This window comes from Marinobacter metalliresistant (genome assembly GCF_038098645.1).
Lineage (GTDB): Bacteria > Pseudomonadota > Gammaproteobacteria > Pseudomonadales > Oleiphilaceae > Marinobacter > Marinobacter metalliresistant.
Genome location: NZ_CP101118.1, coordinates 570,650 through 597,031 on the forward strand (window position 1 = coordinate 570,650; position 26,382 = coordinate 597,031).

Here is a 26,382-nt window from a genome sequence, read left to right on the forward strand (position 1 = left end):
CAGTTACATGCTTTCTTCGCCAACGGTTCGCACCAGCCTGATCTTCCTTGGCATCGCCCTGGTCGGACTGCTGTTTGCTGACATCGCCATTACGGCATCGAATCCCTGGCGGGACCTCGGCAACTTCTTTCTTGGCGTGATCACTCCGAATTTCTTCAGCAGCGAAGGCTTGATGACCGCGCTGCTGAGAACCGTTGCCTTTGCCTTTGTGGGGGTGGCGTTGGGTAGCGTTTGCGGATTTTTACTGTCGCTGGCCTACCACTTGCTGCCTGTCCGGATATTCTGTGCCTTTATCCGGGCCATCCACGAGCTTTTCTGGGCGCTCATTTTTCTTCAGTTTTTTGGATTTCACCCCCTTACCGGGGTGCTGGCGATAGCCATTCCCTACTCAGGGATTTTCGCCAAGGTCTATTCCGAGATCCTGGATGAGGCGGACCCGGAACCCGGGCGTCTGCTGCCGCCGCGCACCGGGGTTATCGCAGCGTTTCTCTACACCCGTATTCCCGAGTGCTGGGTGCAGTTGCGGACCTACACCGCCTACCGCCTGGAATGCGGCCTTCGTTCCAGCGCCATTCTCGGGTTCGTTGGCTTGCCCACGCTCGGCTTCTACCTGGAATCTTCCTTCTCCCAGGGGCTCTACTCCGATGCCGGGGCAATGCTGATCCTGTTTTACGTGTTGATTGCAACGATGCCCCTGTGGGTGAAACCAAAGCTCTTGCCGGTTTATGTTCTCGGTGCTCCATTCTTTCTGGGCGAAGGGCTGCCGATTGTCTGGGGCAATATGGAACGCTTTTTCACTAAGGACATCGTCCCCAGCCCGCTGCGGGATGGCGAGGGGCTGGCAGGCCTGCTGCCCTGGCTGAGCGACCTGATGATTAACGAGGCCCTGCCCGGCATCTGGAATACCCTGGTACTTACCCAGATCGCCCTTGTGGCTACCGGAATACTGACCCTTCTGGCTTTCCCGTTGATCTCCAATCATTTCGGCGGCCCGGTCCGGCGTACCTCCGGACATGTTTTCCTGGTGATTGCGCGTTCCACGCCGGAATACATCCTGGCCTATATTCTCCTGCAGCTCTGGGGACCGTCCATGCTGCCAGCGGTGGTGGCACTGGCGCTTCATAACGGCGGCATCATCGGCCACCTGATTGGCCGGCAGACCAACTCCATACACCTGCGCCCGGACGCGCCCACCGGTTTCAACCGTTACAGCTGGGAACTGGTTCCGCGGGTCTACCGGTCCTTCCTTGCGTTTCTTTTCTACCGGTGGGAAATCATCATGCGGGAAACCGCCATTCTCGGCATTCTTGGTATCTACACGCTGGGCTTCTATGTCGACAGTGCCATCCAGAACATCCGGTTTGATCGGGCCATGATCCTGATCCTGATCACCGCCCTTCTGAACATCGGCATTGATGCCCTGGGCCGTTACATTCGCAGGAAACTGGCCCTGCAGACCATGCCAACCTGCTGATCGGCCTGCTTTTCACGGAATGCCCGCTGCGATCCCTGTCACAGTTCCGTCATTTGAGTCAATTCTGAGCCAGGATATGGCGACAGGTTGGCGGTATTGGTCAGATACATACCGTTACAATGTAATCACCTTTTGCAACATTCCGGGTTCTGGTGACCATGGTTGACGGGTTGATTCTTCTTACTCAGGTGGGGCTGCTGGCGCTGCTTCTTTTACTGGCTTTCCGGATGTCGGCGCTGGTGCGCGCGGAACCCGTTAATTGCACGTCTCCTGTCTATGTCAGTGAGCCCCGCACCGCTGCCCGGGGAAGTTTCGGGCAGCATTCGTCCAGACCTGTTTCAGATCGGGCCCGGCTGATCACCCAGTTGCATATCCTTGCCGGCTTGCAGGAGCGGGATTGCAGGGTGAACGGCTTGGAACTGCCTGCGGCACCGGAAGTGGTGCGGGCGTATGCCGCGGCGTGGTTGTACGGTGCCGGATGCGCACTCAGCGAAAAATCCACCCGCCATTCCGGGGCGCTGGCCCGCGTGGTCGCCCAGATCGCCAGCCGTAAGACCGGCATCCCGCAACAGGAAGCCCTCCAGGCAATAAGCACATTAACCGGAAGCACCGTACTGCTGGCCTGCTTCCGGGCAGGGCTGGAAGGCGCGGAATTCTGGCGGGAAAGTCAGTACGTGCCGCCGGCGTCGAGCCTTTACGAGGCCATTACCGCCAACGCGTTTATCTAGTGGCCTGTCTCGGAGTGGTTTCAAGCACCCAGTCAGTGCCCAGGGCAACCGGTTCTGCGTGGTCCTGTTCGTCTGCCCGGGTACCGGTAATCTCTGGGTGTGTGAACCCGCCATCATCGGTATTGGCCATGCTGTCCACATCCACCGACCGCACCACGTAGGTGACGCCGCCGGCCAGCACTTTCGCCCGGTGGGTCAACCCGAAGACAAAACGGCAATAATCGAGTTTCAGCTGGATCAGATCCTGCTCGGCCTTGCGGATTTTCCTCAGCAGTACCTTCTGAACACTATCTCCGTAATCCATCACGTGCCCCCTGACATTGGCAATTTCGCCATTTTACACAATCCCGACCGCTTGTCAGCCAACCGATTCCCGGTTTGCGGCTCTCAGCGTGACTGGGCCTGAAATACCAGCTTTAGCGGAATATCACCGATCGGCTCCTGGCCCTGCTGCAGATCAATACGCCAGGTCATGGCGGAGTCCATAGTGCAGAAAGGCGCGGTAAAGCGTGCGGAATATTTGTTTTCAATGCGGTTGCCCAGAGGCACCGGATACTCCCCCATGTACATGGATTCGCCTCTCAGAACCGCCAGAAACCGCTCAGGTCGCTGCGGGGTGGTTACTGTGAGCTGGTATTCAATACCCGGCTCACCCTCCCCGGTTAATGTATCCAGAGTCGCCTCCCACTTGCCAGCGGGCGTCGTCCACTGGCAGGGCGCAGCGAGAAGATTGCACTCGGCCATGGGTTGGCCGCTCCCGCTTTGGTTAACGGCATCCCCCAGCATTCGCGGGCCGAAGACCACGGCAGCAATCAAACCCACGATCAATCCCACAACTGCTATTGCGCGTACCATAACCGCACCCTGAATTAACCAGCACGGTATTATGGTGGTTTCTCCTGCCAAGGCAAAGGTTTCTAAACTGGCGCCAGTCATGAGAAAATACGGCGCCTTCAATTGACCCATTCTGACCACAGGACACGCCCGTGCAGCCGGATATTTCCGTTAAGCACCTAAGCAAGGTTTATGATGACGGCTTCCAGGCCCTGAAAGACATCAACCTGGACATCAAGCGTGGCGAGATCTTCGCCCTGCTCGGCCCCAATGGCGCCGGCAAAACCACGCTGATCAGTATCATCTGCGGCATCGTCAACCTCTCTTCCGGCCAAGTACAAGCCGCCGGTTACGACATCGTCAAAGACTACCGCAAGGCCCGGGAAACCATTGGCCTGGTACCCCAGGAGCTGAATACCGATTCCTTCGAGACCGTCTGGAGCGCGGTGTCTTTCAGCCGTGGCCTGTTCGGCAAGCCACCGAAGCCGGCACACATCGAGAAGGTGCTGAAAGACCTGTCCCTGTGGGACAAACGCAACAATCGGATCATGTCCCTCTCGGGCGGCATGAAGCGCCGGGTGATGATTGCCAAGGCCCTGTCCCACGAGCCGCAGATCCTGTTCCTGGATGAGCCCACCGCCGGCGTTGACGTGGAATTGCGCCGGGACATGTGGGAAATGGTCCGCAAGCTCCGGGAAAACGGCGTCACCATCATCCTCACCACCCATTACATCGAAGAGGCCGAGGAAATGGCGGACCGCATCGGTGTGATCCGGGGTGGTGAGATCATCCTGGTGGAAGACAAAGCCCAGCTGATGACCAAACTGGGCAAAAAGGAACTCCGGCTCCAACTGCAGCAGAAGCTGGACAAGATGCCCGGCGAACTCATGCTGGAGCCCGTGGAACTGTCGGACGACGGTTACGAGCTGGTTTACACCTTCGATTCCCAGCAGGAACAAGCCGGCGTGGCCCGGCTGCTTCGCACACTCGGCGACCTTGGTATCGAGTACCGGGATCTGCAAACCCGGGAAAGTTCCCTCGAAGAGATTTTTGTCGGCCTGGTGCATGAATAAGCCCGCCGACCCATTGGAGAAAGGCATGAACCTTTACGGTATCCGCGCAATCTACAATTTTGAAATGGCCCGCATGAAGCGCACGGTGATGCAGAGCGTGCTTTCACCGGTGATCTCCACCTCCCTGTACTTTGTCGTTTTCGGCTCGGCCATTGGCTCACGCATGGGCGACATCAACAACATCGCCTACGGTGCCTATATCATTCCCGGCCTGGTGATGCTGTCCCTGCTGATGCAGAGCATTTCCAACGCCTCCTTCGGCATCTACATGCCCAAGTTCTCCGGCACCATCTATGAGGTGCTCTCGGCGCCGGTGTCCTACGTGGAAGTGGTGCTTGGCTACGTGGGTGCTGCGGCCACCAAGTCAGTCATCCTGGGGCTGATTATTCTGGCAACGGCGAAATTCTTTGTGGATTACGACGTGCTGCACCCCTTCTGGATGGTCTCCTTCCTGGTGCTCACCTCAATCACCTTCAGCCTGTTTGGATTCATCATCGGCATCTGGGCGGACGGGTTCGAGAAACTGCAGATTGTACCCATGATGATCGTAACGCCGCTGGTGTTCCTTGGCGGTACCTTTTACTCCATCGATATGCTGCCGGAAACCTGGCAAACCATCAGCCTGTTCAATCCTGTGGTATACCTGATCAGTGGCTTCCGCTGGGCGTTCTATGGCGTGTCCGACGTCCATGTGGGCATCAGCGTAGGCATGACCCTCGTGTTCCTGACCGCGTGCATGACAGGCATCTGGTGGATTTTCAAAACCGGCTACCGGTTGCGCTCGTGAACCCGGGAATCAGCCTGTTCCGCACGCTGAAGTACTGGGCGATACTTGCAGCCGGTCCCGCAGTGTATGGCTGCTCCCTGGGCGTAGCCGCGCCCCAGGAGGGCCTGCCGGTCATTGATGCTTGCTTTGTCTCAGAGGCAGGCTCCGTGCCCGTCCAACTGGAAGTGGCCAGCACCGCGGAACAGCGGCGAAAAGGATTGATGGGTCGAACCTCCCTGGCGCCCGATGCCGGCATGCTCTTCGAGTACCGGGAACCCAGAGACGCCGGTCACGGCTTCTGGATGTACAACACCCTGATTCCGCTGGACATCGCGTACCTGAACCGGGACGGGGTGATTGGCAGTATCCGCCAGATGGTGCCCTGCGTTTCAGCCAGTGGTTCCAGGTGCCCCAGCTACCCGGCCGGCGTGCCTTTCATCAAGGCAGTGGAGATGAACGCCGGGTTCTTCCGGAAACACCAGCTCCGGCAAGGTGATCGCCTGAACCTGAGAACGGAGAATTGCCCGGCACGTTAGCCGGGCAGGCCTCAGCTGTCCTTCCAGTCCGGCTTGCGTTTGTCCAGGAACGCACAGATACCTTCCTGGGCATCGTTCGCCATCATATTGTCCGCCATCACCTGAGAGGTGTACTCGTAGGCCTCGGCCAGTGGCATTTCCAACTGCCGGTAGAACGCCTCCTTGCCGATCTTCAGGGTATGGCCCGATTTTCCGGCAATGGTGCGGGCCAGCTTGTAGACGGCTTCATCCAAAATCTGCTCATCCACCACCTGGTTCACCAGCCCCAGGCGCTCTGCCTTCGGCGCGCTGATCAGCTCACCGGTCAGCAGCATTTCCATCGCATGCTTGCGCGACACATTCCGCGACAGCGCTACCATCGGCGTTGAACAGAACAGCCCGATATTCACCCCGGGCGTGGCAAACCGCGCGGTATCCGCCGCCACCGCAAGATCACAACTGGCCACCAGCTGACAGCCCGCCGCTGTTGCAACGCCCGCCACCCGGGCAATCACCGGCCGGGGCAGATTCACGATCTGCTGCATTACCTTGCTGCACTGGTTAAACAGTGCCAGCTGAAACTCGTGGCTATCGAACTGTTCCCGGACTTCCCGAAGATCGTGCCCGGCGCAGAACACGTTGCCATGGGCCGCCAGAACCACAACCCGGGTTTCAGAATCCGAGGCGATGGTCTCCAGCTCTTCGGACAATGCCTCCAGCATGGCCATCGAAAGGCTGTTTTTCTTACCGGGCTGGTTCAGCGTGAGTGTGGTAATGCCGTTTTCGCTGTACTTGTGGACCAGCGGTTCCGATTGTTCTGTCATGACTGCTCTCCTGTTCGAGCCCATATACGTGGCAGAGGCGGTCCGGAAGTTGTTCCCAAAATCGTGCGGAGCCAAGCGTACAGGGAAGTATTTACAGCGTATTTTGGGAACAACTTCCGACCGCCTTCTCCGAAGTCCAGGTTCCAGTATTGCCGAGACCGGCTATACTGTCGAAGCGACTTTTGTAGGGTCCACAGTTTTTCGGCTACAGGGTTGTTACAGGCCGCCGCTGCCCATAAAGTCCGTAGAGACGTCAAAAATGCCGACAGGAGCCACTCATGTGGAAATCGATCATTATCAAAGCCATCCTCGCCATTGCTATTATCGGCGGCGGCATCATGGTGATCATCAAGGACGATCCGGCAGTCCCAACCGGAGACATCAATAGCATCCAGCCACTGCCGGAGCAGAACGATCCGTAGACAGTGTTCCGACTGGTTAATTCGTCAACCTGCTGAGCCACTGGTAACTCCTTAGATGCCTTCATGTTCGCGATGTCTTGTCATTCAATAGTGTCTTTCATTGACAGGGGCGTCCACCGACAGAAACCGCACAGTGTTGATGCAAAGCTGATCGAGTGGGTCTGACATGGCCACTCCTTAACTGTGCAAATAGTGTGGCGCGCATCAATGCCCCGTCAGCGCCTGGTCGACGATGGTCTGCGCCTCGCTTAGCAGGGCACGCAGGTGGTCTTCGCCGCGAAAGCTCTCCGCGTAGATTTTGTAAATGTCCTCGGTGCCGGACGGCCGCGCGGCGAACCAGCCGCTGGCGCTGACCACCTTGATGCCGCCGATCGGGGCGTTGTTGCCAGGCGCGCGGTCGAGTATGCGGTCGATCTTCTCGCCGCCCAGTTGCGAGATCCGCACCTGTTGTGGCGAGAGTTTTGACAGCATCGCTTTTTGCGCCGGCGTGGCAGGCGCCTCGACCCGGTCATAGGCAGGTTCGCCGAACTCGCGCGTCAGCTCGCGGTAGATCTCGCCGGGATCGCGGCCCATGCGCGCGGTGATTTCCGCGGCGAGCAAAGCCGGAACGATGCCGTCTTTGTCCGTCGTCCAGACGCTGCCGTCACGACGCAGGAAGGATGCGCCCGCGCTCTCTTCGCCGCCGAAGCCGAGCAACCCGTCAAGCAGGCCATCCACAAACCATTTAAAACCGACCGGCACCTCGTAGAGCTGGCGGCCGAGCTTGGTCGTGACGCGATCAATCATCTGGCTGCTAACCACCGTCTTACCCACCGCCGCATCCTTGCTCCACTCCGGCCGATGCTGGAACAGGTAGAAAATGGAAACTGCCAGGTAATGGTTGGGCGGCAGCAAACCCGCGTTGCGGGTGACGATGCCGTGCCGGTCGTGGTCGGTGTCGCAGGCAAAAGCGATGTCGAAGCGATCCTTGAGGCCGATCAGGCTCTGCATCGCGTAGGCTGATGACGGGTCCATGCGGATCTGGCCGTCCCAGTCAACCGTCATGAAGCGGAAGGTCGGATCGACGGCTTCGTTCACCACCGTCAGATTCAAACCGTAGCGCTCGGCAATCGGTCCCCAGTAGTGAACGCCGGCGCCGCCGAGTGGATCCACGCCCATACTGATGTTCGCGCCGCGGATCGCCTCCATGTCGATCACGTTGCCGAGATCGCTCACGTAAGCGTTGAGGAAGTCGTGGCGGTGGGTGGTGGCGGCGTGCAGCGCCTTCTCCAAAGGCATTCTCTTCACGCCCTGGAGGCCGTTTTTCAGAAATCCGTTGGCTCTGGCTTCGATCCATCCGGTAACGTCCTTATCCGCCGGCCCGCCGTTGGGCGGGTTGTACTTGAAGCCGCCGCTGTCGGGCGGATTGTGCGACGGCGTGATGACAATGCCGTCCGCCAGTCCGCTAGCGCGTCCGCGGTTGTAAGAGAGAATGGCGTGAGAAATCACTGGCGTGGGCGTGTATTCGTCGTTCTCGGCAAGCATGACGTCCACCCCGTTGGCCGCCAGCACCTCGAGCGCGCTGGCGCAGGCGGGCTCGGACAGCGCATGTGTGTCGATACCCAGAAACAGTGGGCCATTGATGCCCTGCTGCACTCGGTAATCGCAAATGGCCTGACTGATGGCGAGCACATGCCCTTCGTTGAAGCTGTTTTCGAACGCGGAACCGCGATGCCCCGAGGTGCCGAACTTAACTCGCTGCTCCGGCACTGAAACATCTGGCACGTCCGAGTAATAGGCCGTAACAAGTTTAGACACATCGACCAGTACCGCTGGCGTGGCCGGCTTGCCTGCAAGGGGACTCGGCTTCATGATCGTCCGCTCCGCGGCAGGACGGTGTGCAGCACGGCGCGTTTTTCCGTCACGTTGATCGGCGGCTCTGCCAGGCGTTGCGCCGGCGCGGCCGAAACTGTGGTCAGCGTCGCGCCGCTCATGTCTGCCTGGCCTTGGTCAGCACTTCGATTTTTGAGGCGACGCGGTCCAGCAGATCGCGCGTGATGTTGTCTAGCAGCCTGTCCACGTCGAGCAGAAACACCACTTCGTTCGTCATTGTCATTTTCTCGCCTTCACCGGTATCGGGTTGTACCAGCTGCCGTCTGCCGCAATAAGCGCATCTGCTGCCTCTGGCCCCCAACTACCGGGTGGATACGCCAGAGCCCGGTGATGCGTGGTCAGAACCGGGTCAACGACCGCCCAGGCAGCCTCGAGACAATCTTCGTGGGCGAATAGCGCCCCATTACCGGCCATGGCGTCTCCCAAAAGCCGCTCATAGGGCGATTCATCTTCCGGCTGCTGATCCTGCAGGAAGAGCTCGTGCTGGTCGCCGGTGAAGTCCTTGCCTGCGCGCTTGATGCGGGCGGCCAGGGCGACGGTGGAGCCCGGGGACAGCCGGAAGCGCAGATAATTGGCCGACCCGGTCGCCGGCAGCGAATCGTCGAACAGCCGCTGCGGCGGCGGCTTCAACTCAACCAGGACCTCGGCCACCGTGGTGGGCAGACTCTTGCCCGCGCGCAGATACCACGGTACTCCCTGCCAGCGCCAGGAATCTATGAACAGCCGCAGAGCGCAGAAGGTCTCGACGTCGGACTCCTTCGCCACACCCGGCTCCTGGCGGTAACCGGCGTACTGGCCGCGCACCAGGTCGTCGGGCGCGAGCGGGCGCATGGCCCGGAACACTTTGTATTTTTCGGCGTGCACCGCGTCAAAACCCTGATAGCCCGGCGGCTCCATGGCCAGCAGTGCGAGGATCTGGAACAGGTGGTTCTGGACGACATCCCGAAGCGTGCCGGCGCTTTCGAAAAATGCGCCGCGCCCCTCCACACCGAAATCCTCGGCCAACGTGATCTGCACGCTGGCCACGTGGTCGCGGTTCCAGATCGGCTCGAGGAAGGAATTGGCGAAGCGGAAATAGAGGATATTCATGATCGCTTCCTTGCCGAGGTAGTGATCGATGCGGAAAATTGCATCTTCCGCAAACACCGAACGCAGCACGTGGTTGAGTGCCCGCGAGGAAGCCAGGTCGCGCCCGAACGGCTTTTCGACGATGACGCGGGCCTGCCCGGCCAGGTCCGCGGCGCCGAGCCCCTGGGTGACTGTCTCGAACAAGGAAGGCGGGATAGCCAGGTAGTGCGCCGGTCGCCGGGCCTCGCCCAGCGCTTTCCTGAGTGCCGTGAACGTACCCGGGTCGTTGTAGTCGCCACTGACGTAGTCGAGCAGGGAGAGCAGTCGATCAAGGGCGGGTTTGTCATCGATCTTGCCGGACGCCTCGATGGCGTCCCGGGCGCGCTGGCGCAGTTGCGCCGGGCTTAACCTGGAATTCGCGACGCCGACCACCGGGACGGTGAGGGTGCCGCGTTTGGCCATCGCGTAGAGCGCCGGAAAGATCTTCTTGCGGGCAAGATCACCGGTAATGCCGAACAGCACCAGCGCATCCGCCGGCGGTATGTCATTGTGGCTGGTATCCACCTCAGTGTTCCTTTTTCTTTTCATCATGCCCGCCAAACTGCTTTCGCATTGCAGACAGCACCCGGTTGGCATAGTCGGCATCGCCACGCGAGCCAAAGCGCCCGAACAGCGCCGCGCTGATGACCGGCGCCGGCACGCCCTCGTCGATAGCCGCCAGTGCTGTCCAGCGCCCCTCACCGGAATCCGACACCCGCCCCGAGAAGCCGCGCAGATCAGCATCCTCCACCAGCGCCGCGGCCGTCAGATCGAGCAGCCATGACGCCACCACGCTGCCGCGCCGCCAGACTTCCGCGATCTCGGGCAGGTCCAGCTCGTACTGGTAATACTCGGGGTTGGGCATTGGCGCAGTCTCGGCATCACTATCATGCGCGCGCTTGCCGGCGTTGGCGTTGTGCAGGATGTTCAGGCCCTCGGCGTACGCCGCCATCAGACCGTATTCGATGCCGTTGTGGACCATCTTGACGAAGTGCCCGGCGCCGTGCGGACCGCAGTGCAGGTAGCCCTGTTCGGCGGTGCTGCCGGGCTTGTCCCGGCCAGGGGTGCGTGGCGCCGTGCCCATCCCCGGGGCCAGCGTGGCAAACACCGGATCGAGGTGCCGGACGATGTCCTGCTCGCCACCAATCATCAGGCAAAAACCACGCTCCAGACCAGCGACGCCGCCACTGGTTCCCACATCCACATAATGCACCTCGTTCTGCTGCAGTTCGGCCGCGCGCCGGATATCGTCGCGGTAATAGGAATTGCCGCCATCGATGACGATGTCGCCCGCTTCGAGCAGCGGCGCCAGCCGTGCCAGCATCTCATCCACGACTGTCGCGGGCACCATCAGCCAGACCGCGCGCGGCGGGGTCATGCGGGCGACAAAATCCTCCAGCGACACCGAGCCGACGGCGCCTTCGTTGGCAAGTGCCTCGACGGCTTCGGGGCTACGGTTGTACACCACACATTCGTGCCCTCCCCGCAGCAGGCGCCGCACCATATTGCTGCCCATACGTCCCAGGCCTATCATTCCGATCTGCATCTTCAATCTCCTTTGTTCGGGTCTCACCCGCCGCGCATCATAATCCGCGGCATTCATTTTCGGCAGTGTCATCACAAACGCGACAATGTCCCACAGCTCCTGGTCGCTTCGAGACGGGCCCCAGGCGGGCATTCCGGTAAACCGGATGCCTTGTTTGGTCGCCCAGAACAGCTCGGCGGCGGTCATATCATTCTCTTCAAAGGTCGGCGCTTGCGGATTCAGGCCGATCGCGAACCAGCACGACCACGGTCCTGGCCGGCACGCGATAATGCATCGACGGCAGCGGGCTTTCGGTGCCGGGTTCGAGAAAGTCGGACGGGCTGTCGAGGCTGGTATCGATCAGGCGCCGCCACGTGTTAGCTTCCCCCTCCTGTATCTCAAAGGTCAGTTCCTCCCACCAGGCGTTGATCATCACGTAGAGGTCGTCATCCTGCTGCGAGCCGCCGTACAGGGCAAAGGCGAGGCTGCGGGAATCACCGCCAAGGTCGGGATCCCGGCCAACCCCGTACCACTGGATATCCTCGCGCCAGAACCGGCTCCGCGCCAGCGACGGATGCGCCTTGCGAAACGCGATCATCAACTTGAAAAAACGGAAGATGTCCGGGTTGGCGTCCAGTCGGCGCCAATCGATCCAAGCCGTTTCGTTGTCCTGATTGTAAGGGTTGTTGTTGCCGGCCTGGGTGTGCATGAACTCATCCCCGGCACGGAACATGGGCGTGCCGTTCGACAGCAACAGCAGGCAGCAGAAATTCCTGATCTGTTGTTTGCGCAGTTTCATGACGTCCGGCGGCACGTCCTCATCGCCTTCCCAGCCGCAGTTCCAGCTGTGGTTTTCCGCCATGCCGTCGCTGTTGTCGTGGCCGTTAGCCCAGTTGTGCTTCTGGTTGTAGGCCACGAGGTCGTAAAGGGTGAAGCCGTCGTGCGAGGCGACGTAGTTGACACTCTGGTGGGGATGATAGGCATTCATCCGGTCATCGGGGAACAGATCGTCGCTGCCGTACAGACGACGCATCAGGGCTGGCACCATGCCGGGATCGCCCTTGACGAAGCGACGGAGATCGTCCCGGTATCTGCCGTTCCACTGGCAGGCCATGATGCCCGGGAACGCCCGGCCCAGCTGGTACACTCCGGCGGCATCCCAGGGCTCGGCAATCAGGCGCAGCTGCGCCAGATCCGGGTCGGAGGCCATGTCGCTGAGCAGCGGCACGTCGTTGGCGTTGACCGAGCCGTCCGCTTTACGGGTAAAGAGGGACGCGAGGTCAAAGCGAAAGCCGTCGACGTGCATCTCGTGGGCCCAGTGACGGGCGCTGTCCATGATCATCTTGCGGACGGCGCGGTTCGACGTATTGAGCGTGTTGCCGGTACCGGAAAAATTTTCGTAGGGTGCATCCGGCCGGTCCGCCATCAGATAGTAGGTGCTGTTGTCGATCCCCTTGTAGCTATAGACCGGGCCCATGTGATCGCCCTCGCCCGTATGATTGTAGACCACATCGAGTACCACCTCGATATTCGCCTGGTGCAGCGCCTTGATCATGTCGCGCAGCTCGTTGTGTTGCGCTTTGACCGTGTGGTTGCTGAGATAACCGTGGTGAGGGGAGAAAAAGTTCAGCGGCATGTAGCCCCAGTAGTTGCCGTCGGCGGGGTCGTACTGGAACACCGGCATCAACTCCACCACGGTGACCCCCAGATCCTTCAGGTACGGGATCTTCTCGACCAGGCCCGCATATGTTCCGCGCGCCTCGTCCCTGACGCGGGAGTTGGGGTTTTTGGTGAATCCTCCGACGTGCAGCTCGTAAATGACCGTGTCGGCCTCGTGCCGGGGGCGATGGTCGCCTTGCCAGTCGAAGCCCTCGCTGTCGCCGGCAAGCACGCCCAGCGGCGCCTTGCCGGCGTTCGAGCCAGGCCGGACGGCGGCGAGCCGGTCGAAGGCCGGGGGAAAGAACACCGACTTGGCATAGGGGTCGAGCAGGATCTTGTCGTGATCGAACGTGTGCCACTCGAAGCGGCCATCCGGTCTGGGTCCCCCGACACGATACGCGTAGTAGGCCGCGTCCTTCATTGACGTAAACGGGATACGACAATGCCAGACCCGGCCCGTTTTGTTCTTGAGGAAATCCAACCGGAATTCGAATACCGGATTGACCACATCGCTCTCGGTATAGAGTAACAACGTGACGCTCTCCGCATGTTTGGAGTAAAGCGCGAAGTTGCAGGCGCCCTCTTCCTTGATCCGGGTCGGACCCAGGGGGAACGGAAGCCCTTCCGTCGTCGCCCACCGGGATGCTGCTGTTTCTGACAATGTCATGCTTCCCCCGATTTCACTTTCAACCCTGCATTACAAATGCGATACGCCACGTACTCAATGAGGGTCCGGCGCGCCAGCGACAATTGCCAGCACTTCTGCACGGTTTCGCCGCCCATTTCATGGTAGCTCTCGCCCGTCTTCGAGTCGAGATTCAGGAGTGGCAGTATGCCGCGCATGGGTTCATCAATGATGATCTTGGAGCGGAGGCCCGGCAAGACGCTTTGCAGGCATCAATCGCTCGAACCATAAAAATATGGTGCCCGGAGCCGGAATCGAACCGGCACAGCCTTGCGGCCGAGAGATTTTAAGTCTCTTGTGTCTACCAATTTCACCATCCGGGCATTCGGAGGGAGGTTTTGAGGGGCAGAATTGTATAAGGCTGCGTAGGGTAACGCAATTCGGATTCTGCCCTTGCTCTCTACTCCGCTGATCAGGCCTCTGCAGGCTTGATGGCCCTGCCCTTGTAGATGTAGCCGGCGATCTTCGGCGCCTTGGGAATATAGAGGTTTTCCAGCTCCAGGATTTCGAAGCCGGCGTGCCGGATCAGGTCGGCGATGTGGCGGTTCAGGTGGCAGCCGCCAGCGAGTTTCTTCCAGCCCGGGGTGATGCGGTGTTGCCATTTTCGGGTGCTGTCGTGGGGTGATTCGCCGTGCTCCAGGAACAGGAGTTCGCCGCCGGGCTTTAGCACCCGCTTCATTTGCTGGAGCGCGGTGTGCCAGTCCGGGATGGTGCACAGGGTAAAGGTGAGCAGAACGGTGTCCACGGAGTGGTCTTCCAGTGGGATTTTCTCTCCGGGCAGGTCCAGCCATTCTACCTTGACTGGAGAGCGGGCGAGATTGGTTTGGGCCTTGCGGCGCATGCCGTCTGAGGGCTCAAGGCCGTACACCATCTCTACCTGGTCAGGGTTATAGAATTCCAGGTTGATGGCGGAGCCCATACCCACTTCCAGCACCCGGCCCTTAGCGTGGGGTACTACCTGGCTGCGCAGTTTCATCACCTGGCCCATGGAACAAGCGCAGTCTATGATGTGTGGCAGTATCCGGTCCTCGTAAAAGCTCATTGGCTTGCCCTTACTTGTTTTATATCAAGGGGTGCGACAATCTGCCCTATCGGCTTTGTCGCCATGTTTAGTAGCATGACAACCATCTGCCGGTAATAACAACATAACAAAATGAGCCAAGGCAGCGGCTGAACGGGTTCGCTGGACCCGTTTATTTTGATGTGAACATTACCGGAGGGTTCCCATGGTACTTGATCCTCTCATCCTGTCGCTGATCCAGTTCGCGTTCGTGGTGTCATTTCACGCCATTTTTCCAGTGTTTACCATCGGCCTGACTTCCTGCATTGCGGTTCTCGAGGGCCTGGCCTGAATGAAGTGCCGGTTGCCATCGTCTTCTGGTCGTTTCGGATTATGATATCGTAATGCACGCTCTGGTGATCCCGGCCAGTCAGGGAGGTTGCTGATTATGGAACTGTCTGATCCGCCCCTTATCCGGGCCTTCATTACCGGCTTCGGCATCATCATTTATGTGCCATGGCAACGAGACCTGGCTGGTGCAGGGTGGTGCCGGCCTACACCGCCTGGACCGACTGGGTATTCCGGCCGCGAGGGCTACCACTAAGTGGCTGAGCCACGGGCTGACGGGGGCGGAGAGACAGCCGCCGCCAACCAGCAAGCCGTGAAGCAGTGGCTTGGGCAACTGGCCCGTGGCAACCGTCTCTGGATCCGGGGTACGGTTGCGGCGGGTGCGGTTGCCGGGCTGGCCACCATTGTCCAGATGTTCCTTCTCGCCCGGATTATTCATCTGGGTGTGACCGATAACGTTCCCGTTGCGGAACTGACTCCCCTCTTTCTTGGCCTGATTCTGGCCATCCTCATTCGCGCTATTGGCCAGGGCTTTCAGACCCGGCTTGCCGCCCGCTGCAGCGAGCAGGTGCGCCGGGATGCCCGGCGGCAGATTCACAAGCACTGGCAAGCCACTGGCCCGGTCGGGTTGGGCCAGTCTTCAGCCGGCACCCTCGCCCGGGAATGGATAGACCATGTTGAGGCCCTGCACGGCTACTTCGCCCGCTTCCTTCCGCAAATGAGCCTTTCGATGATTGTGCCTTTGCTGGTTCTGGCTCTGGTGTTCTGGCTGGATTGGCTGGCAGGGATCTTTCTTGTGCTCTCGGCCCCTTTGATTCCGGTTTTTATGGCCCTGGTGGGGATGGGCGCGGAAAAGCTGAACCAGCAGCATTTCGAGACCATCAGCCGGCTCTCCGGGCAGTTCCTGGACAAGGTTCGCGGGCTGACAACTCTTCAACTGTTTGGCCAGACCACCGGTGCCGCCGAGCTTATTCGCAAGCGGTCGGACTATTACCGGCGTATCACCATGAAAACCTTGCGGATCGCCTTCCTGTCGTCGGCGGTGCTGGAGTTCTTTGCCTCGGTTGCCATCGCGGTAATCGCGATCTATATCGGGTTTGGCCTGCTGGGTTACATCACCTATGGGCCTTCGGGGGAGCTGACGTTATTCTCGGGGCTGCTGATCCTGTTGCTGGCTCCGGAGTTCTTTCAGCCGCTGAGGACCCTCTCCCAGCACTACCATGACCGTGCCGCGGCTATGGGGGCCGGCGCGGAGATTCTTGAGCGCCTGAACAGAAAGGTGGATCGCCATCGGTCGGTTGAACTGGCGGACACAGCCGCCGCAATCGATGTGATTGAGCTGAATTCGGTGTCAAAGGTGTTCCGGGCTGACCATCAGGTTCTGAAGGAACTGTCGCTGACGATCCGGCAGGGCGACGTTATTGCCCTTACCGGTCCCTCCGGTGGCGGGAAATCCACCCTGTTGCACCTGCTGGCCGGCTTTATGGCACCGGACAGCGGTACCATCCAGCTGTTCGGCCAGACTCCCGGCAGTTTCCGGTTTGGCTGGCTGGGACAGAAAGGGTTTCTGGTTCAGGGCACATGGGCGGACAACCTTCGGCTGACCACGCCGGACGCCTCCGATATTGCCATTGCAGCTGCCCTGCGCAATGTTGGCCTGGGCCCCCTGCTGGACAGTCGGAAAGACGGAATTCACAGTACAGTGTCCGAAGACGGTCACGGCCTTTCTGGCGGGCAGGCGCGGCGCCTGAGTCTGGCCCGTATCTTCCTGGCCAATTACGATCTGATCCTGCTGGACGAGCCCACGGCGGGTCTGGACTGCGACAGTGAAGTGTTTGTGCTGGAGGCCCTGCACAAATTGGCGGTGGCTGGCAAAACCCTGATTTTTTCCACCCATCACCAGGCCTTGCTTACACTGGCCAACCGGGTGCTGCTGGTGTCCGGCGGGGAGGTTCGGGATGCGTGAACTGAAACCCTGGCTGGACCTGATCTGCAAACGCCCTGGCCGGCTTGTAATGGGTGGGTTCCTGATTCTGGCAACCCTGCTCTCCGGCATTGCCCTGCTCGCGATTTCCGGCTGGTTTATCACAGAAACGGCGCTGGTGGGACTTCTTCTGGCTGCCGGAGTTGCCGCTACCATCAATCTGTATGTGCCCGGCGGGGCCATCCGGCTCTTTGCGGTGTCCCGCACGGTGTTCCGGTATCTGGAGCGGGTGTACAACCACGATACGGTGTTGCGCTTGCTGACCGACATCCGGGTGGCGCTGTTCCGGGGACTATCTCTCGCGAGCCGGAGCCACAGGAGTGAGCTGACGGGGGCCCAATGGCTGTCAAGACTGACCAGCGATGTCGATTCCCTGGACACCCTGTATCTTCGGCTGATCGCACCAACCGCACTTGCTGCGCTGGTTTCCGTACTGGTCGTGATGCTGGCAGCGGTGCTCTTTGATTTACAGACAGCCATGCTGGTGGGCCTGGTACTGCTGGTGGCGTTCCTGATCGCTACCATCGGCGTTTATCTGCGAACCCGACACCTCTCAGCCGGGCAGAGTGACCGGCAGGAAGCCCTGCGAACCGCCGTGGTTGAACACATCGAGGGTTTTGCGGAGCTGACCGCGGCCGGAAGAACCGGAAAACATGCGGCCGGGTTGATGCGCCAGGCTCATCAGGTAACCTCAGAGCAGGCTAAGGCAGACGCCCGGATTGGCTGGCACCTGGCCGGTGCTCACCTGTTGATCAACCTTTCTGCCGTTTTCGCGCTCTGGGCCGGTTTTGCCCTGTATCAGGCCGGTACATTATCCGGGCCGGTGCTGGTTCTTTTGCCGATTGCCCTGCTCGGACTGGCAGAAGCCTACACCATGCTGCCGGATGCATTCGGCAAGCTGGGGGCGACCGTGGCCTCGGCTACACGCCTGAACCGGGATTGCCGGGCAAGTCAACCGGCTGTTCATTCCGGCGCTGTGGATCTGCCGGCGGATACCGCGCTTCTGGCAGAGAATATCACAGTAAAACATGCGGGTTACGCGCCATTGTTCAAACATTTCGAGCTTGAGGTTCAGGCCGGCGAGCGACTTGGAATCCTTGGCCATTCCGGTAGTGGCAAGTCTTCCCTGGCGGACACCTTCGCCGGGGTGCTGCCAGCACATGGCACATTCGCGTGCCAGGAACGGGTTTATCTGACCCAGAAAACCGTGCTGTTTGAGGATACTCTGAGAGCAAATCTGTTGCTGGGCTCCCCGGCGGCGAGCGATACCGACCTGTGGAGCATTCTGGAGCAGGTGGAGCTGGCGGAGCGGTTCGCTTCGGAACCGGACCAGCTTGATACCTGGCTGGGAAGCGCGGGCAGCCGGCTGTCTGGTGGTGAGGCTCGGCGGGTGGCGCTGGCGCGGGTATTGCTGAACCCTGCCCCGCTGGTGGTTCTGGATGAGCCGTTTACCGGCCTGGATGCTGAGACCCGGGCTCGAATAGCGAAACGGATGGATGGTCTTCTGGACGGGAAAACGGTAATCAGCCTGGCGCACGGGCCGGATGCCCTTCCGGGCACCGACCGCGTGATTTACCTGAGCCGCTAGCGGGTTTCAACCACCTCGAAGGTCAGGCCAGCCTTGCTGGTCAGACGTTCCATCAGTTTGCCGTCCAACAATGACGCCGGGGTCCAGAAACCGCCGGGCTGGTCTGCCGGAATATCAAAAGCCAGGCACATCCCCGCTTCGCCCAGCATCTTGCCGGTGGAACCGTAACCCGGGTCCCGATCGCCGGTCACCTTGGTGATGATGGTCTTGCCATCCTCGGTCCGGCCCACAAAGCGCAGATCGTAGAATCCGGATTTCTGGGCTTCCGGGCTTGGCCCTTCGCCGGGCTGAGGCACGAACTTCTCAACCAGCCAGCGGGTAGGCTTGATGGCAGAGGCGGTAAAGAACGCCGCCAGACCACCGATGATGGCGTAGGCAGCCAGTCGCCCCTTGGTGCCGCGGCCGGTCATCATTGCCTCGTCGTAGGTGAACTCCTTGCCGTATCGGGCATCCTGCAGCGCGTTCGAGCGATGCACCACCCGGGTATTGATGGCTCCCATCACAAACGGCGCCAGCCAGGCGTTAAAGGTTTTGTCGAACTCCGCGCCCTTCAGACTCGGCTGACGGGTTTCGGAGCGGTGCTCCGGCGGGCAGATGGAGAATGGGTTAGCCAGTTCCTTCCGCAGCTTGGGATCCGCCGCTGCTTCCTTCGCCACGTTCATCATGGAGGCCACAGTGCCACCGGAGAACTCGCCTTTGGCCGTCTTCACCCGCATGCGGACATCGAGACAGGGCTCACCAAAGACCTGCTCTGCCTGGTTCTGCAGGAACCAGACACCCATATCGGACGGAATGGAGTCGAAACCGCAACAGTGAACAATGCGGGCGCCGGAGGACCTGGCTTCCTCCTCGTAGCGCTCCACCATTTTACGGATCCACTGCACTTCGCCGGTCAGGTCGCAGTAATCGGTCCCGGTGCGTACGCAGGTCTGCACCAGCGGCTCACCGTACAGAGCGTAGGGGCCGACGGTGGAAATGATGACACGGGTCTGTTCGCACATGGCCTGAAGCGCCGCCTCATCAGAGGCATCGGCCAGAATCACCGGCAGATCTTTCGCGGTGTTACCCAGTTCGGATTTCAGGGTATTCAGCTTGCTCTCGGAGCGCCCGGCAATCGCCCATTTCACCGACTGACCCACTCCGTAGGTGTCGAGCAGGTAACGGGTAAGAATCTGGCCGACAAAACTGGTGGCACCAAACACCACCAGATCATGGGTCGTTTCTGCGGATTTAGTCATTGATCTTCCTTAGTCGAGACTGTTGATTGAATATTCATCGGAGGCCCGATGGCGCTTTTGCAGCCATCAGGCGCATGAACACGGCAACACCCAGGCCCCAGAAGCCGTTGAGAAGAAGCCCGCCCACCCAGGTCTGGGCGGACACATCAAGCCCTTTGAGGGGGAAAACCACCAGCATGGCGACTGCCGTGGGACCAATTGCCCCTACAATGACATGACCCAGCCAGAACCTCACCCCGGCCAGACGGCCAAGAATGAGCCATAACACCATACCCCATAGGCCGCCAAAGAACGCCAGCGATACAACGGCCGGAACACCCAGCGGTGGCACCGGGGACAGGTTGAAAGGTGCCTTGGGCACTACGTTACCAAGCCAGAACAGCGTGAGCAGGCCCTGATGGAACACCAGGGTCGCGAGAAAACCACTTACAAACGCTTTGAACCAAACCATGAGCAATCCTCCGTTAGCATGAATAGTCGACCTTAACTCATTGATTTAGCCTAGTTCACTGCACAACCCTAACCGATATTAGCAGGTTTGAGCGCCGTTCTATTTTCCCCGCCCCACCGGTAAATCCGTCGTCACGGCCAATCGTTTGTCACACTCTATCAGGCACACTGCCCAGGCACACTGCCAGGCAGTGAACAGAACGATTCCCGGAGGTCCGAATTGATCACCTTTCTTACGGTACTGAGCATTCTGCTTGCCCTGTTCAGCGGCTTTGTCTGCTGGCAGGTTCTGGAACAGCGTAAAGTGATCGCCCGAATGATGGAGAATGACAATATCGTGGAGTCAGCGCAGGAACCGGAGCTGGTTATTACGCTGCGGGTGCTGGATCCGATTGCCCTGGCCAAGCGGGAATCCCGCTCAGCCCGCGTGCTTGCGGACAAACTTCCGGTAATGGTTCGTAAAATGGTTTACCAGGAAGTGATGAAAGAGCTTGAAGAAGAGCTGACAGAGCGTGAAATTGATGTGGATATGCAGATCGAGTACCGATAGGAGCGCATTGTTGTGATCACTATAGTTATCGTGTCAGCTCTCCTTCTCCTGGCCTTCGCTGGGCTGTGCTACACGTATTGGCAACTGCTGCTTTGCCGGCGGCAGGCCCGGATCCTCAACTCCCATCGCCTGGCGGCAAACAGCGCCATCCAGAAGAGCAGAATGGACCTTCTTGAGGTTCGGAATCGCGCCAGACTCCTCGAGGATACCGTTTCAAACGGTGCCAGCGCGGTCGAAAAGCTGCATAAGGCTATCTCTAATACAACATTTGGCCTGATCGATCTGTTTTCACGGGATGAAGACTTCCGGCAGACCGCGCGCAAGGCGCGGGAAACCCACGATGAGACCAGCCAACAGATTTATCGAACCGTGCGCACCACCAACAAGGCGCTGCACATTCTCGCGGACACCCTGATTATCGGGAAAGCCGAAAAACGTCTTGCCTCCCGCAAGTGTGGAACGACACCGGGTTCAGAAGATAGTCAGTGATTTCAGTCGTTACAACTTCTCGAAACGTTTCAGTATGACATCCACCGTCACATCCAGTGATTCAAGTGCCGCTGCCTTTTCAAGGCCTTCTGAGCTGGCCCGGTAAAGATGCGGGGTCATGGCCAGAAGGTCGGCAATGCTGTCCCGTTCTGGAAGGGTCAGCGGGAAACGTACCACGGTTGAATCCAGCTGCTGGAAACCCTCCGGGGCAAGGGTCTCATTGTCTCCGGGCGGTTTCAGTTCGGGATAAATGATTTCGCGCAGTTCCCGGAGGTGGTCCGCACCGGCATCCACCTGTATCAATTGCCCTCCGGACCTCAGTACCCTGAAAAATTCGCTGTAAACCGGAAACCCGAACAGGCAAAGCACCAGATCCACTGATTCCGGCAATACCGGCAGGTTTGCGTTGCTGCCGACCACCCATCGGGTCTGCTTATCCTGTTTTGCCGCTGCCAGGACCGCCCATTTCGAGATATCGACGCCAATCATGGCAAGGCTTCTGTCGCCAGCGACGCCTGCCAGGTGGCGCAGGTAATAGCCTTCTCCGGAACCGGCATCCAGCACCGAGCCAGTCCCCTCACTCGGAAGCGACTGCAGCGCGAGTTCGCTCACGGCGTCGGCGATTTGTTTGTAGAAGCCGGCATTCAGGAACCGTTGTCTGGCCGCGACCATTTCCTTACTGTCACCCGGGTCCAGGGTGCGTTTCTTCTGAACCGGTAACAGATGCACATAGCCCTGCTTCGCAACATCAAAGCTGTGCCCATTCTCGCACCGCCAGGTCTTTTCGCTGGGGATGAGCGGGCAACCGTCCAGTGGGCAGGCTAATGCATCAAACGGCATAGTGATCATGGTTCGTGTATCCAGTTCAACAGTCGGGGCCGGGTATCATGGCAGGTATTTTGGTCTTACCCAAAGAGAAAGGTACCCTCGGCCCACTGCCATCCCAAGCACTGAAATCTGGGTTTTTCAATCTTTAACTTACAGCAGTCGGACCAGCAAGAGAAAAAACTGATCAAAGGCAATTAGTTGACCTGGCACGTTGATACGACGGATAGTCAAACAGGGTAAGCGTCTTGCGGGCGCAATTCCCGGTACGCCTGCGTGGAGACCTTTCCCAAGCGTGGTGTCAGCCGGCAGGTACGTTTATCCCAGGGGTATTCCGCCTGACGCTTCAGCCATTCAGCGCCTTCGCCCTGTTTCCAGGCTTCCAGATCCAGGTCACGCCAGAACCGGGGATTACGCCCGGCTTGCTGGTCGTGCTCGGCTGTTACCGGATCCAGATGACGGAAGGGCTCCAGCCTTGGCACATCCGGCAGCGGCTGGGATACGTCCATGTACCGCTGAAGCATGTCCCACAGGGCCATGACCTCTTCTTTGCTTGGCTCAATCCGGCTCAGGGAGGTCTGGCTGAACTGCTTACCGGTGTAGCGATGAACAAACATCAGGCGGTAGAAGATGCCGCCATGCTGGACCACACGTTCCACGTAGGCGTCGAACTCTTCAAACGGAGCCGTCAGCTTCTTTCCACCCGGAAGGGCAAAACTCAGCTTGCCCGTCTCTCGGTTGAAGGCGCTTTCGCCTGAATCCAGGCCGCGGTCCAGGAGTTTGCCCAGTAATTTGTCGAATGGTCTCAATAGCAGGGCGAAACCGCCCATGACCCAAGGCATGGTTTTAATGAGGATATAAAATGAAACTGGCATCCAAACGAAAACTGCAAATAGAATCACTAGAACTCGAAGAAAATATGCCGTATCGGTTGTAGTAACTAGCAAATAGTACACTGCGGCAACGCCACCACCGCCAACTAAGGCGGTGCCCCATACAGATGGAATAAGCAGCAGCAAAACCGAAAGGCCAATAAATGCCTTACCATTGAGAAAACGAATTTGACGCTGATCCCACCACCACTCCCCAGATGTAAAGCCATCCGGGTCGCCCTGTTCCTGATGATGGACCGCAGCTACATCTTCACACACCAGGTAATAGGGCTCGATACCGGCGTAATCACCAAATGGCTGAAGGTCCTCACCAAGTCGTTCGCGTTTCTTTGGAGGCTCCGGCAATTCCGGAATCTGATCCGCTCGGAAACTGGTTTTCCCTTGGCTACTTGTGTGGCCATTCTCACTCACACGGCGACCTCTTTCACAATCCAGTAGGGTACTGGCTCATTGTCGAATGGGTTCAAAGCCTGGGGCCGTTTATCGGGCAACACACTGTGACGACTGATATCAAACGCCTCGTAATCATCAAGTACCGGCATAGGAACCCTAAATGGCGCTATTTCGCTCTCAATGCGCGCCTGCAAGACAACCCTCAGGCTGATGGTTCGCCTTTCACCATGACCAAACGCATGGGTTTCGCCACCGGCCAGGTTCCGTTCTATCAGAAAATGCACGGCGTGGTCTTCCGGTACGGGAACCCAAGTCGTCACCTTTCTTAAGGGCGTGTTTCGAGTCAAGTAATATTCATCGACTTGTCCGGCGGGGGTATCCATTACGCCGTGCGTATATTCCAGTTCCTGAACGCCCAGCCTCAAATCCGGCTTCCTGTCTTTGGCTTTACCTTCCGCTGGCTGGCCAAGTTTGAAGCGGCTGACCAAGGGAGAACGCACCGTCACCCTGTAGTCGTCCGGGGACGGGTTGTGGCACGCAAGCATCGCCTGTTCCTTACCGCTCAAGTCACCATACCGTTTGGCGGATACCGTTACCGGGGAAAGCTGGCTGAGCAACTGCGGATAATAGACAGCATCGTCAGCAGGCATTCCCTCGTGGGCCGGACCCAGGCCAAGGGGGCCCTGTTTCAGCACGCGCTCTATCTCACTGTCGGTAGCTATGGCTGCGAACACACTACCACCCAATACAACACCCAACCCAAGCAGTGCCCAGCCCGAACCGGGTACCGCCAGCAATCCGGTCAGTAGTGGCGACGCCAGGAAGACGCTGCCGCCGGCAACAGCCAAACCATGCCCAAGAGCAGCATCCATATCACCACGGCTGAGACTATTTCGATAGTCCCAGGCGCTGATACCTACCATAAAACCCCCGGTCATATAATTGACCAGCCCCATAGCCCGAACAATTGTGCCGGCCCCAACCTTTAAAAGTCGCTTCTGGATAAGGGGGCCAATCATTGGCACGGATTTAATCTCAAAAAGGGGCCTGAGTATGACCTTTGAGACCAGCTTGCTATCCGCCGGAGCGCTTACGACATGAAGCTTCATCAATGCTGTGGAGAGGTCTAAGACAGCCCCAATGAATTTAACAGCTGCAATTCCATATTCTTCAGGCTTTAACTGTCTCCAGGACCAAATCTCTGAAGCGAGATTATACGCCGCCAACCCAACCAACACCCGGGATAACCCCGGCCCATCAGCAAACGCTTTGGCCTTTTTCGCCCAGTCAATTTTCACGGCACTGAATGTCCGGGCTTCCGGGTGATCAACGGGCAGAACAAACACCCAGGTATGAGCCGCGGCCTTGACCAAGGTTTCGCTCCCTTCATCGATCAACCGGCTCGGGCTGGTGGACGCTATCCGTTTACCCGCTGCGTCTGTTCTGTCTGCAAACAGGTAATCATTGCGGCTTGTCAGGGCTTCGCTCTGGCGGTCTGCATCGGTTAGCCCGAAGGAGAGGCCCTTGCCGTGGACCCCCACGATGCTGTAGCGAGTAAGATCAACCTCCCCCCGATGCATTACCCGCAATTCCCCTCCAAGGTTGGGATCCGCGATATCGGCCGATTCTTTGACGGACGTGAACACGCGGTCCAGCTTGATGGCAGCCAGGTCGCCACTCTGGCGTAAACCTTCAACAGCCTTGAGTACAGCAGCGCTCCAGCCTCCCAAGGCTGTTTGAACCATTCCCGCTGCGGTGCCTGCTGCACCGCTGGGGACTGCGGACGAGCCATTGCCCGGATTGGAGTCACCTTCTTCCTGCTTTAGTTGCTGGGCCAACGCGCTGATGGATGAGAGGCCCGCTCCGGTCAGGCTGTCCTCCGTCAGCGTATTTTGATCGCCCGCGAGTTCCTTTAATCGCGCCAGCATGGGAGGAAGCTCACGGTCCGACTTTGCCCCCTCAGCGAGGGCGTCGATGAGCGGGTTCTTACCCAGGCCCTGTTTGAGCAGTCGTGACAAAATGCCCGGAGATTCCAGGCCGTGGGCATTCAGCACGCCGGGGAGTTGTTGTGTCAGGTTCAACAGATCGGCCTGGAGCGCAAACGCTTCGCAGGGCCCCAGCCCGTTGTGGTTGAGGTAATCATTACAGGCGGTGTCGAAGTCGCCGCTGTTGGCCAGTGTTTCCAGCGTCCCCAGATGGACAGAGATTTCCTCGAGCACCTTCTGGCGCTCGGAATGATCGAGAACCTTGTGGAGTTTATTCCGGTCCACTGCGGCTCGCAGGGTCTCAACTTGTTCACTTGGGGCTGACGCTTGTGGATCGAACAGCGCCTGGCGTATCAACGTGGCGGAATGAATCAACGGTCGGTTTTTCAGGGATAGGTCGATGGCATCGAGGTAATACAGGGCCAGGTGCAACTGCGCCAGGGCATGGCGCAGGCGGAACAGCGGGTCGGGAATGGCGACGCACACGATGGCACTGTGCGCCCTGGCTTCGGCCAGGGTATCGTCTGACGGGTCTGCCTTCAGGGTCAGGTCGGAAAGTTCAAAGCGATTCTGCAGAAAAACCGGCACCAGGAAGTCGGTCACGGGTTTGCCCACCGGTGAACGGCGGTCGGCTTTTTGCTGGCGGGCGGGTGTCAGGTCGACCTCGCTGAGGGTGCCCTCGGAACTGACTTCGAATTCCCGCCAGAGTGTCTGCCCCCGGAATACATAGAGGTAACCGGGGCGCAGTGTGGAAACAGCCCGCCCACCAAACACGGTCACGCCGCTGACCTTGATGGGGCGCTTGCGGTGAATTTCGGCCACCGGGCACACGCTCAGCAGGGTATTGCCGAGTTCGCCTTCTGGCTTTTCTTCCAGTGGTGTCCAGTCCTCCAGCACCGGCACGTTGAAGGTGTTCACCCTCCCGGGTTGGGATAGCCATCACCATCCCTGCTGGCTCACCGGTGTCGTTTTCGGCCCTCAGGCGGATTGTTTTTTCCAGTTTTTCAGGTTTGAGAGTGAAAGATTCGCTCATACCGTCTTGCTCTTCCCTGAGGTTGATGTACTTTTCAGCAGGTCCTGCTCACTGTCCCGGCCTCTGACGTCCGCAAGCCGGTCCTGCCCATCCTCCTCGCTGGCCGGGGCCACTTGAGTCGG

General features: G+C 59.2%; 25 protein-coding genes, 1 tRNA gene and 1 pseudogene. 11 read left to right on the forward strand and 16 right to left on the reverse strand.

Annotation, left to right across the window (positions count from 1 at the left end; translation table 11 throughout):
• Window positions 1-7: 7 nt before the first annotated feature.
• On the forward strand, window positions 8-1,474 hold the full coding sequence (locus NLK58_RS02680; RefSeq protein WP_117617147.1) for an ABC transporter permease: 1,467 nt from the start codon (window positions 8-10) through the stop codon (window positions 1,472-1,474).
• A gap of 158 nt (window positions 1,475-1,632) precedes the next feature.
• A complete protein-coding gene (locus tag NLK58_RS02685) occupies window positions 1,633-2,202 on the forward strand; it encodes a hypothetical protein (protein ID WP_117617148.1) in 570 nt (189 codons plus the stop codon).
• Here the strand turns inward: NLK58_RS02685 and NLK58_RS02690 are convergent.
• Entirely contained in the window at window positions 2,195-2,506 is a 312-nt protein-coding gene (locus tag NLK58_RS02690; protein ID WP_117617149.1) for a hypothetical protein, read from the reverse strand. The genes NLK58_RS02685 and NLK58_RS02690 overlap by 8 nt on opposite strands.
• Before the next feature lie 83 nt (window positions 2,507-2,589).
• A complete protein-coding gene (locus tag NLK58_RS02695; RefSeq protein ID WP_117620243.1) occupies window positions 2,590-3,057 on the reverse strand; it encodes a hypothetical protein in 468 nt (155 codons plus the stop codon).
• Window positions 3,058-3,188: 131 nt separating this feature from the next.
• Here NLK58_RS02695 and NLK58_RS02700 point away from each other — a divergent pair, with 131 nt between their 5' ends.
• The 3 genes from NLK58_RS02700 to NLK58_RS02710 are packed head-to-tail and all read left to right on the forward strand — an operon-like array spanning window position 3,189 to window position 5,411.
• A complete protein-coding gene (locus tag NLK58_RS02700; protein WP_117617150.1) occupies window positions 3,189-4,109 on the forward strand; it encodes an ABC transporter ATP-binding protein in 921 nt (306 codons plus the stop codon).
• Between the two features lie 25 nt (window positions 4,110-4,134).
• Window positions 4,135-4,896: an ABC transporter permease gene (locus tag NLK58_RS02705; RefSeq protein ID WP_117620244.1), complete on the forward strand. Its 762-nt coding sequence runs from the start codon at window positions 4,135-4,137 to the stop codon at window positions 4,894-4,896.
• Window positions 4,860-5,411 (forward strand): DUF192 domain-containing protein, encoded by a 552-nt coding sequence (locus NLK58_RS02710; RefSeq protein ID WP_227539414.1) that lies wholly within the window; start codon window positions 4,860-4,862, stop codon window positions 5,409-5,411. Before NLK58_RS02705 ends, NLK58_RS02710 begins: the two co-directional genes overlap by 37 nt.
• 11 nt (window positions 5,412-5,422) lie before the next feature.
• Here NLK58_RS02710 and NLK58_RS02715 read toward each other — a convergent pair whose 3' ends face one another.
• Window positions 5,423-6,214, reverse strand: a complete 792-nt coding sequence (locus NLK58_RS02715; protein WP_117617151.1) for an enoyl-CoA hydratase — start codon at window positions 6,212-6,214, stop codon at window positions 5,423-5,425.
• Between the two features lie 278 nt (window positions 6,215-6,492).
• Between NLK58_RS02715 and NLK58_RS02720 the strand changes: the two genes are divergently transcribed.
• Entirely contained in the window at window positions 6,493-6,636 is a 144-nt protein-coding gene (locus NLK58_RS02720) for a hypothetical protein (RefSeq protein ID WP_341581991.1), read from the forward strand.
• A gap of 204 nt (window positions 6,637-6,840) precedes the next feature.
• Here the strand turns inward: NLK58_RS02720 and pgm are convergent, their stop codons facing one another.
• The 8 genes from pgm to NLK58_RS02760 all read right to left on the reverse strand — a co-directional run bounded on the left by pgm (window position 6,841) and on the right by NLK58_RS02760 (window position 14,526).
• Complete coding sequence (gene pgm / locus NLK58_RS02725) at window positions 6,841-8,487, reverse strand: phosphoglucomutase (alpha-D-glucose-1,6-bisphosphate-dependent) (RefSeq protein WP_117617152.1); 1,647 nt, start codon at window positions 8,485-8,487, stop codon at window positions 6,841-6,843.
• Window positions 8,484-8,609: a hypothetical protein gene (locus NLK58_RS02730; RefSeq protein WP_264756462.1), complete on the reverse strand. Its 126-nt coding sequence runs from the start codon at window positions 8,607-8,609 to the stop codon at window positions 8,484-8,486. Before NLK58_RS02730 ends, pgm begins: the two co-directional genes overlap by 4 nt.
• Complete coding sequence (locus NLK58_RS02735) at window positions 8,606-8,731, reverse strand: hypothetical protein (RefSeq protein ID WP_264756463.1); 126 nt, start codon at window positions 8,729-8,731, stop codon at window positions 8,606-8,608. The genes NLK58_RS02730 and NLK58_RS02735 overlap by 4 nt, the downstream gene beginning before the upstream one ends.
• Window positions 8,728-10,140 carry a glucose-6-phosphate dehydrogenase gene (gene zwf / locus NLK58_RS02740; protein ID WP_341581992.1) on the reverse strand — a complete coding sequence of 471 codons (1,413 nt, stop codon included), beginning with the start codon at window positions 10,138-10,140 and terminating at the stop codon, window positions 8,728-8,730. The genes NLK58_RS02735 and zwf overlap by 4 nt, the downstream gene beginning before the upstream one ends.
• 1 nt (window position 10,141) lies before the next feature.
• Window positions 10,142-11,347, reverse strand: coding sequence for a phosphogluconate dehydrogenase (NAD(+)-dependent, decarboxylating) (gnd, locus tag NLK58_RS02745; RefSeq protein ID WP_341581993.1), 1,206 nt, complete (start codon window positions 11,345-11,347; stop codon window positions 10,142-10,144).
• A gap of 10 nt (window positions 11,348-11,357) precedes the next feature.
• Window positions 11,358-13,466: an isoamylase gene (locus NLK58_RS02750; protein WP_341581994.1), complete on the reverse strand. Its 2,109-nt coding sequence runs from the start codon at window positions 13,464-13,466 to the stop codon at window positions 11,358-11,360.
• Window positions 13,467-13,720: 254 nt separating this feature from the next.
• Window positions 13,721-13,807, reverse strand: a tRNA-Leu gene (locus NLK58_RS02755).
• A gap of 89 nt (window positions 13,808-13,896) precedes the next feature.
• On the reverse strand, window positions 13,897-14,526 hold the full coding sequence (locus tag NLK58_RS02760) for a class I SAM-dependent methyltransferase (protein WP_117617157.1): 630 nt from the start codon (window positions 14,524-14,526) through the stop codon (window positions 13,897-13,899).
• A gap of 184 nt (window positions 14,527-14,710) precedes the next feature.
• Between NLK58_RS02760 and NLK58_RS02765 the strand changes: the two are divergent.
• The 3 genes and pseudogenes from NLK58_RS02765 to cydC all read left to right on the forward strand — a co-directional run.
• Window positions 14,711-14,833: pseudogene (locus tag NLK58_RS02765) on the forward strand (cytochrome ubiquinol oxidase subunit I); the annotation flags it as partial.
• Window positions 14,834-15,088: 255 nt separating this feature from the next.
• Window positions 15,089-16,798 carry a thiol reductant ABC exporter subunit CydD gene (gene cydD / locus NLK58_RS02770; RefSeq protein WP_117617158.1) on the forward strand — a complete coding sequence of 570 codons (1,710 nt, stop codon included), beginning with the start codon at window positions 15,089-15,091 and terminating at the stop codon, window positions 16,796-16,798.
• Window positions 16,791-18,404, forward strand: coding sequence for a thiol reductant ABC exporter subunit CydC (gene cydC / locus NLK58_RS02775; protein ID WP_117617159.1), 1,614 nt, complete (start codon window positions 16,791-16,793; stop codon window positions 18,402-18,404). Before cydD ends, cydC begins: the two co-directional genes overlap by 8 nt.
• Here the strand turns inward: cydC and NLK58_RS02780 are convergent.
• Both NLK58_RS02780 and NLK58_RS02785 read right to left on the reverse strand, forming a co-directional pair.
• Entirely contained in the window at window positions 18,401-19,642 is a 1,242-nt protein-coding gene (locus tag NLK58_RS02780; protein ID WP_341581995.1) for a saccharopine dehydrogenase NADP-binding domain-containing protein, read from the reverse strand. The genes cydC and NLK58_RS02780 overlap by 4 nt on opposite strands.
• 34 nt (window positions 19,643-19,676) lie before the next feature.
• Window positions 19,677-20,093 carry a hypothetical protein gene (locus tag NLK58_RS02785; protein WP_117617161.1) on the reverse strand — a complete coding sequence of 139 codons (417 nt, stop codon included), beginning with the start codon at window positions 20,091-20,093 and terminating at the stop codon, window positions 19,677-19,679.
• 219 nt (window positions 20,094-20,312) lie between these two features.
• Here NLK58_RS02785 and NLK58_RS02790 point away from each other — a divergent pair, with 219 nt between their 5' ends.
• The gene (locus NLK58_RS02790) at window positions 20,313-20,642 is read left to right on the forward strand and encodes a hypothetical protein (protein WP_117617162.1); all 330 of its coding nucleotides are present in this window, start codon (window positions 20,313-20,315) and stop codon (window positions 20,640-20,642) included.
• A 12-nt stretch (window positions 20,643-20,654) separates the two neighbouring features.
• Complete coding sequence (locus NLK58_RS02795; RefSeq protein ID WP_227539415.1) at window positions 20,655-21,131, forward strand: hypothetical protein; 477 nt, start codon at window positions 20,655-20,657, stop codon at window positions 21,129-21,131.
• 9 nt (window positions 21,132-21,140) lie between these two features.
• Here NLK58_RS02795 and NLK58_RS02800 read toward each other — a convergent pair whose 3' ends face one another.
• The 3 genes from NLK58_RS02800 to NLK58_RS02810 all read right to left on the reverse strand — a co-directional run bounded on the left by NLK58_RS02800 (window position 21,141) and on the right by NLK58_RS02810 (window position 26,145).
• Window positions 21,141-21,980: a putative RNA methyltransferase gene (locus NLK58_RS02800; RefSeq protein WP_117617163.1), complete on the reverse strand. Its 840-nt coding sequence runs from the start codon at window positions 21,978-21,980 to the stop codon at window positions 21,141-21,143.
• Window positions 21,981-22,186: 206 nt separating this feature from the next.
• Window positions 22,187-23,260 (reverse strand): hypothetical protein, encoded by a 1,074-nt coding sequence (locus tag NLK58_RS02805; protein ID WP_117617164.1) that lies wholly within the window; start codon window positions 23,258-23,260, stop codon window positions 22,187-22,189.
• Complete coding sequence (locus NLK58_RS02810; protein WP_341581996.1) at window positions 23,257-26,145, reverse strand: hypothetical protein; 2,889 nt, start codon at window positions 26,143-26,145, stop codon at window positions 23,257-23,259. The genes NLK58_RS02805 and NLK58_RS02810 overlap by 4 nt, the downstream gene beginning before the upstream one ends.
• Window positions 26,146-26,382: the final 237 nt, after the last annotated feature.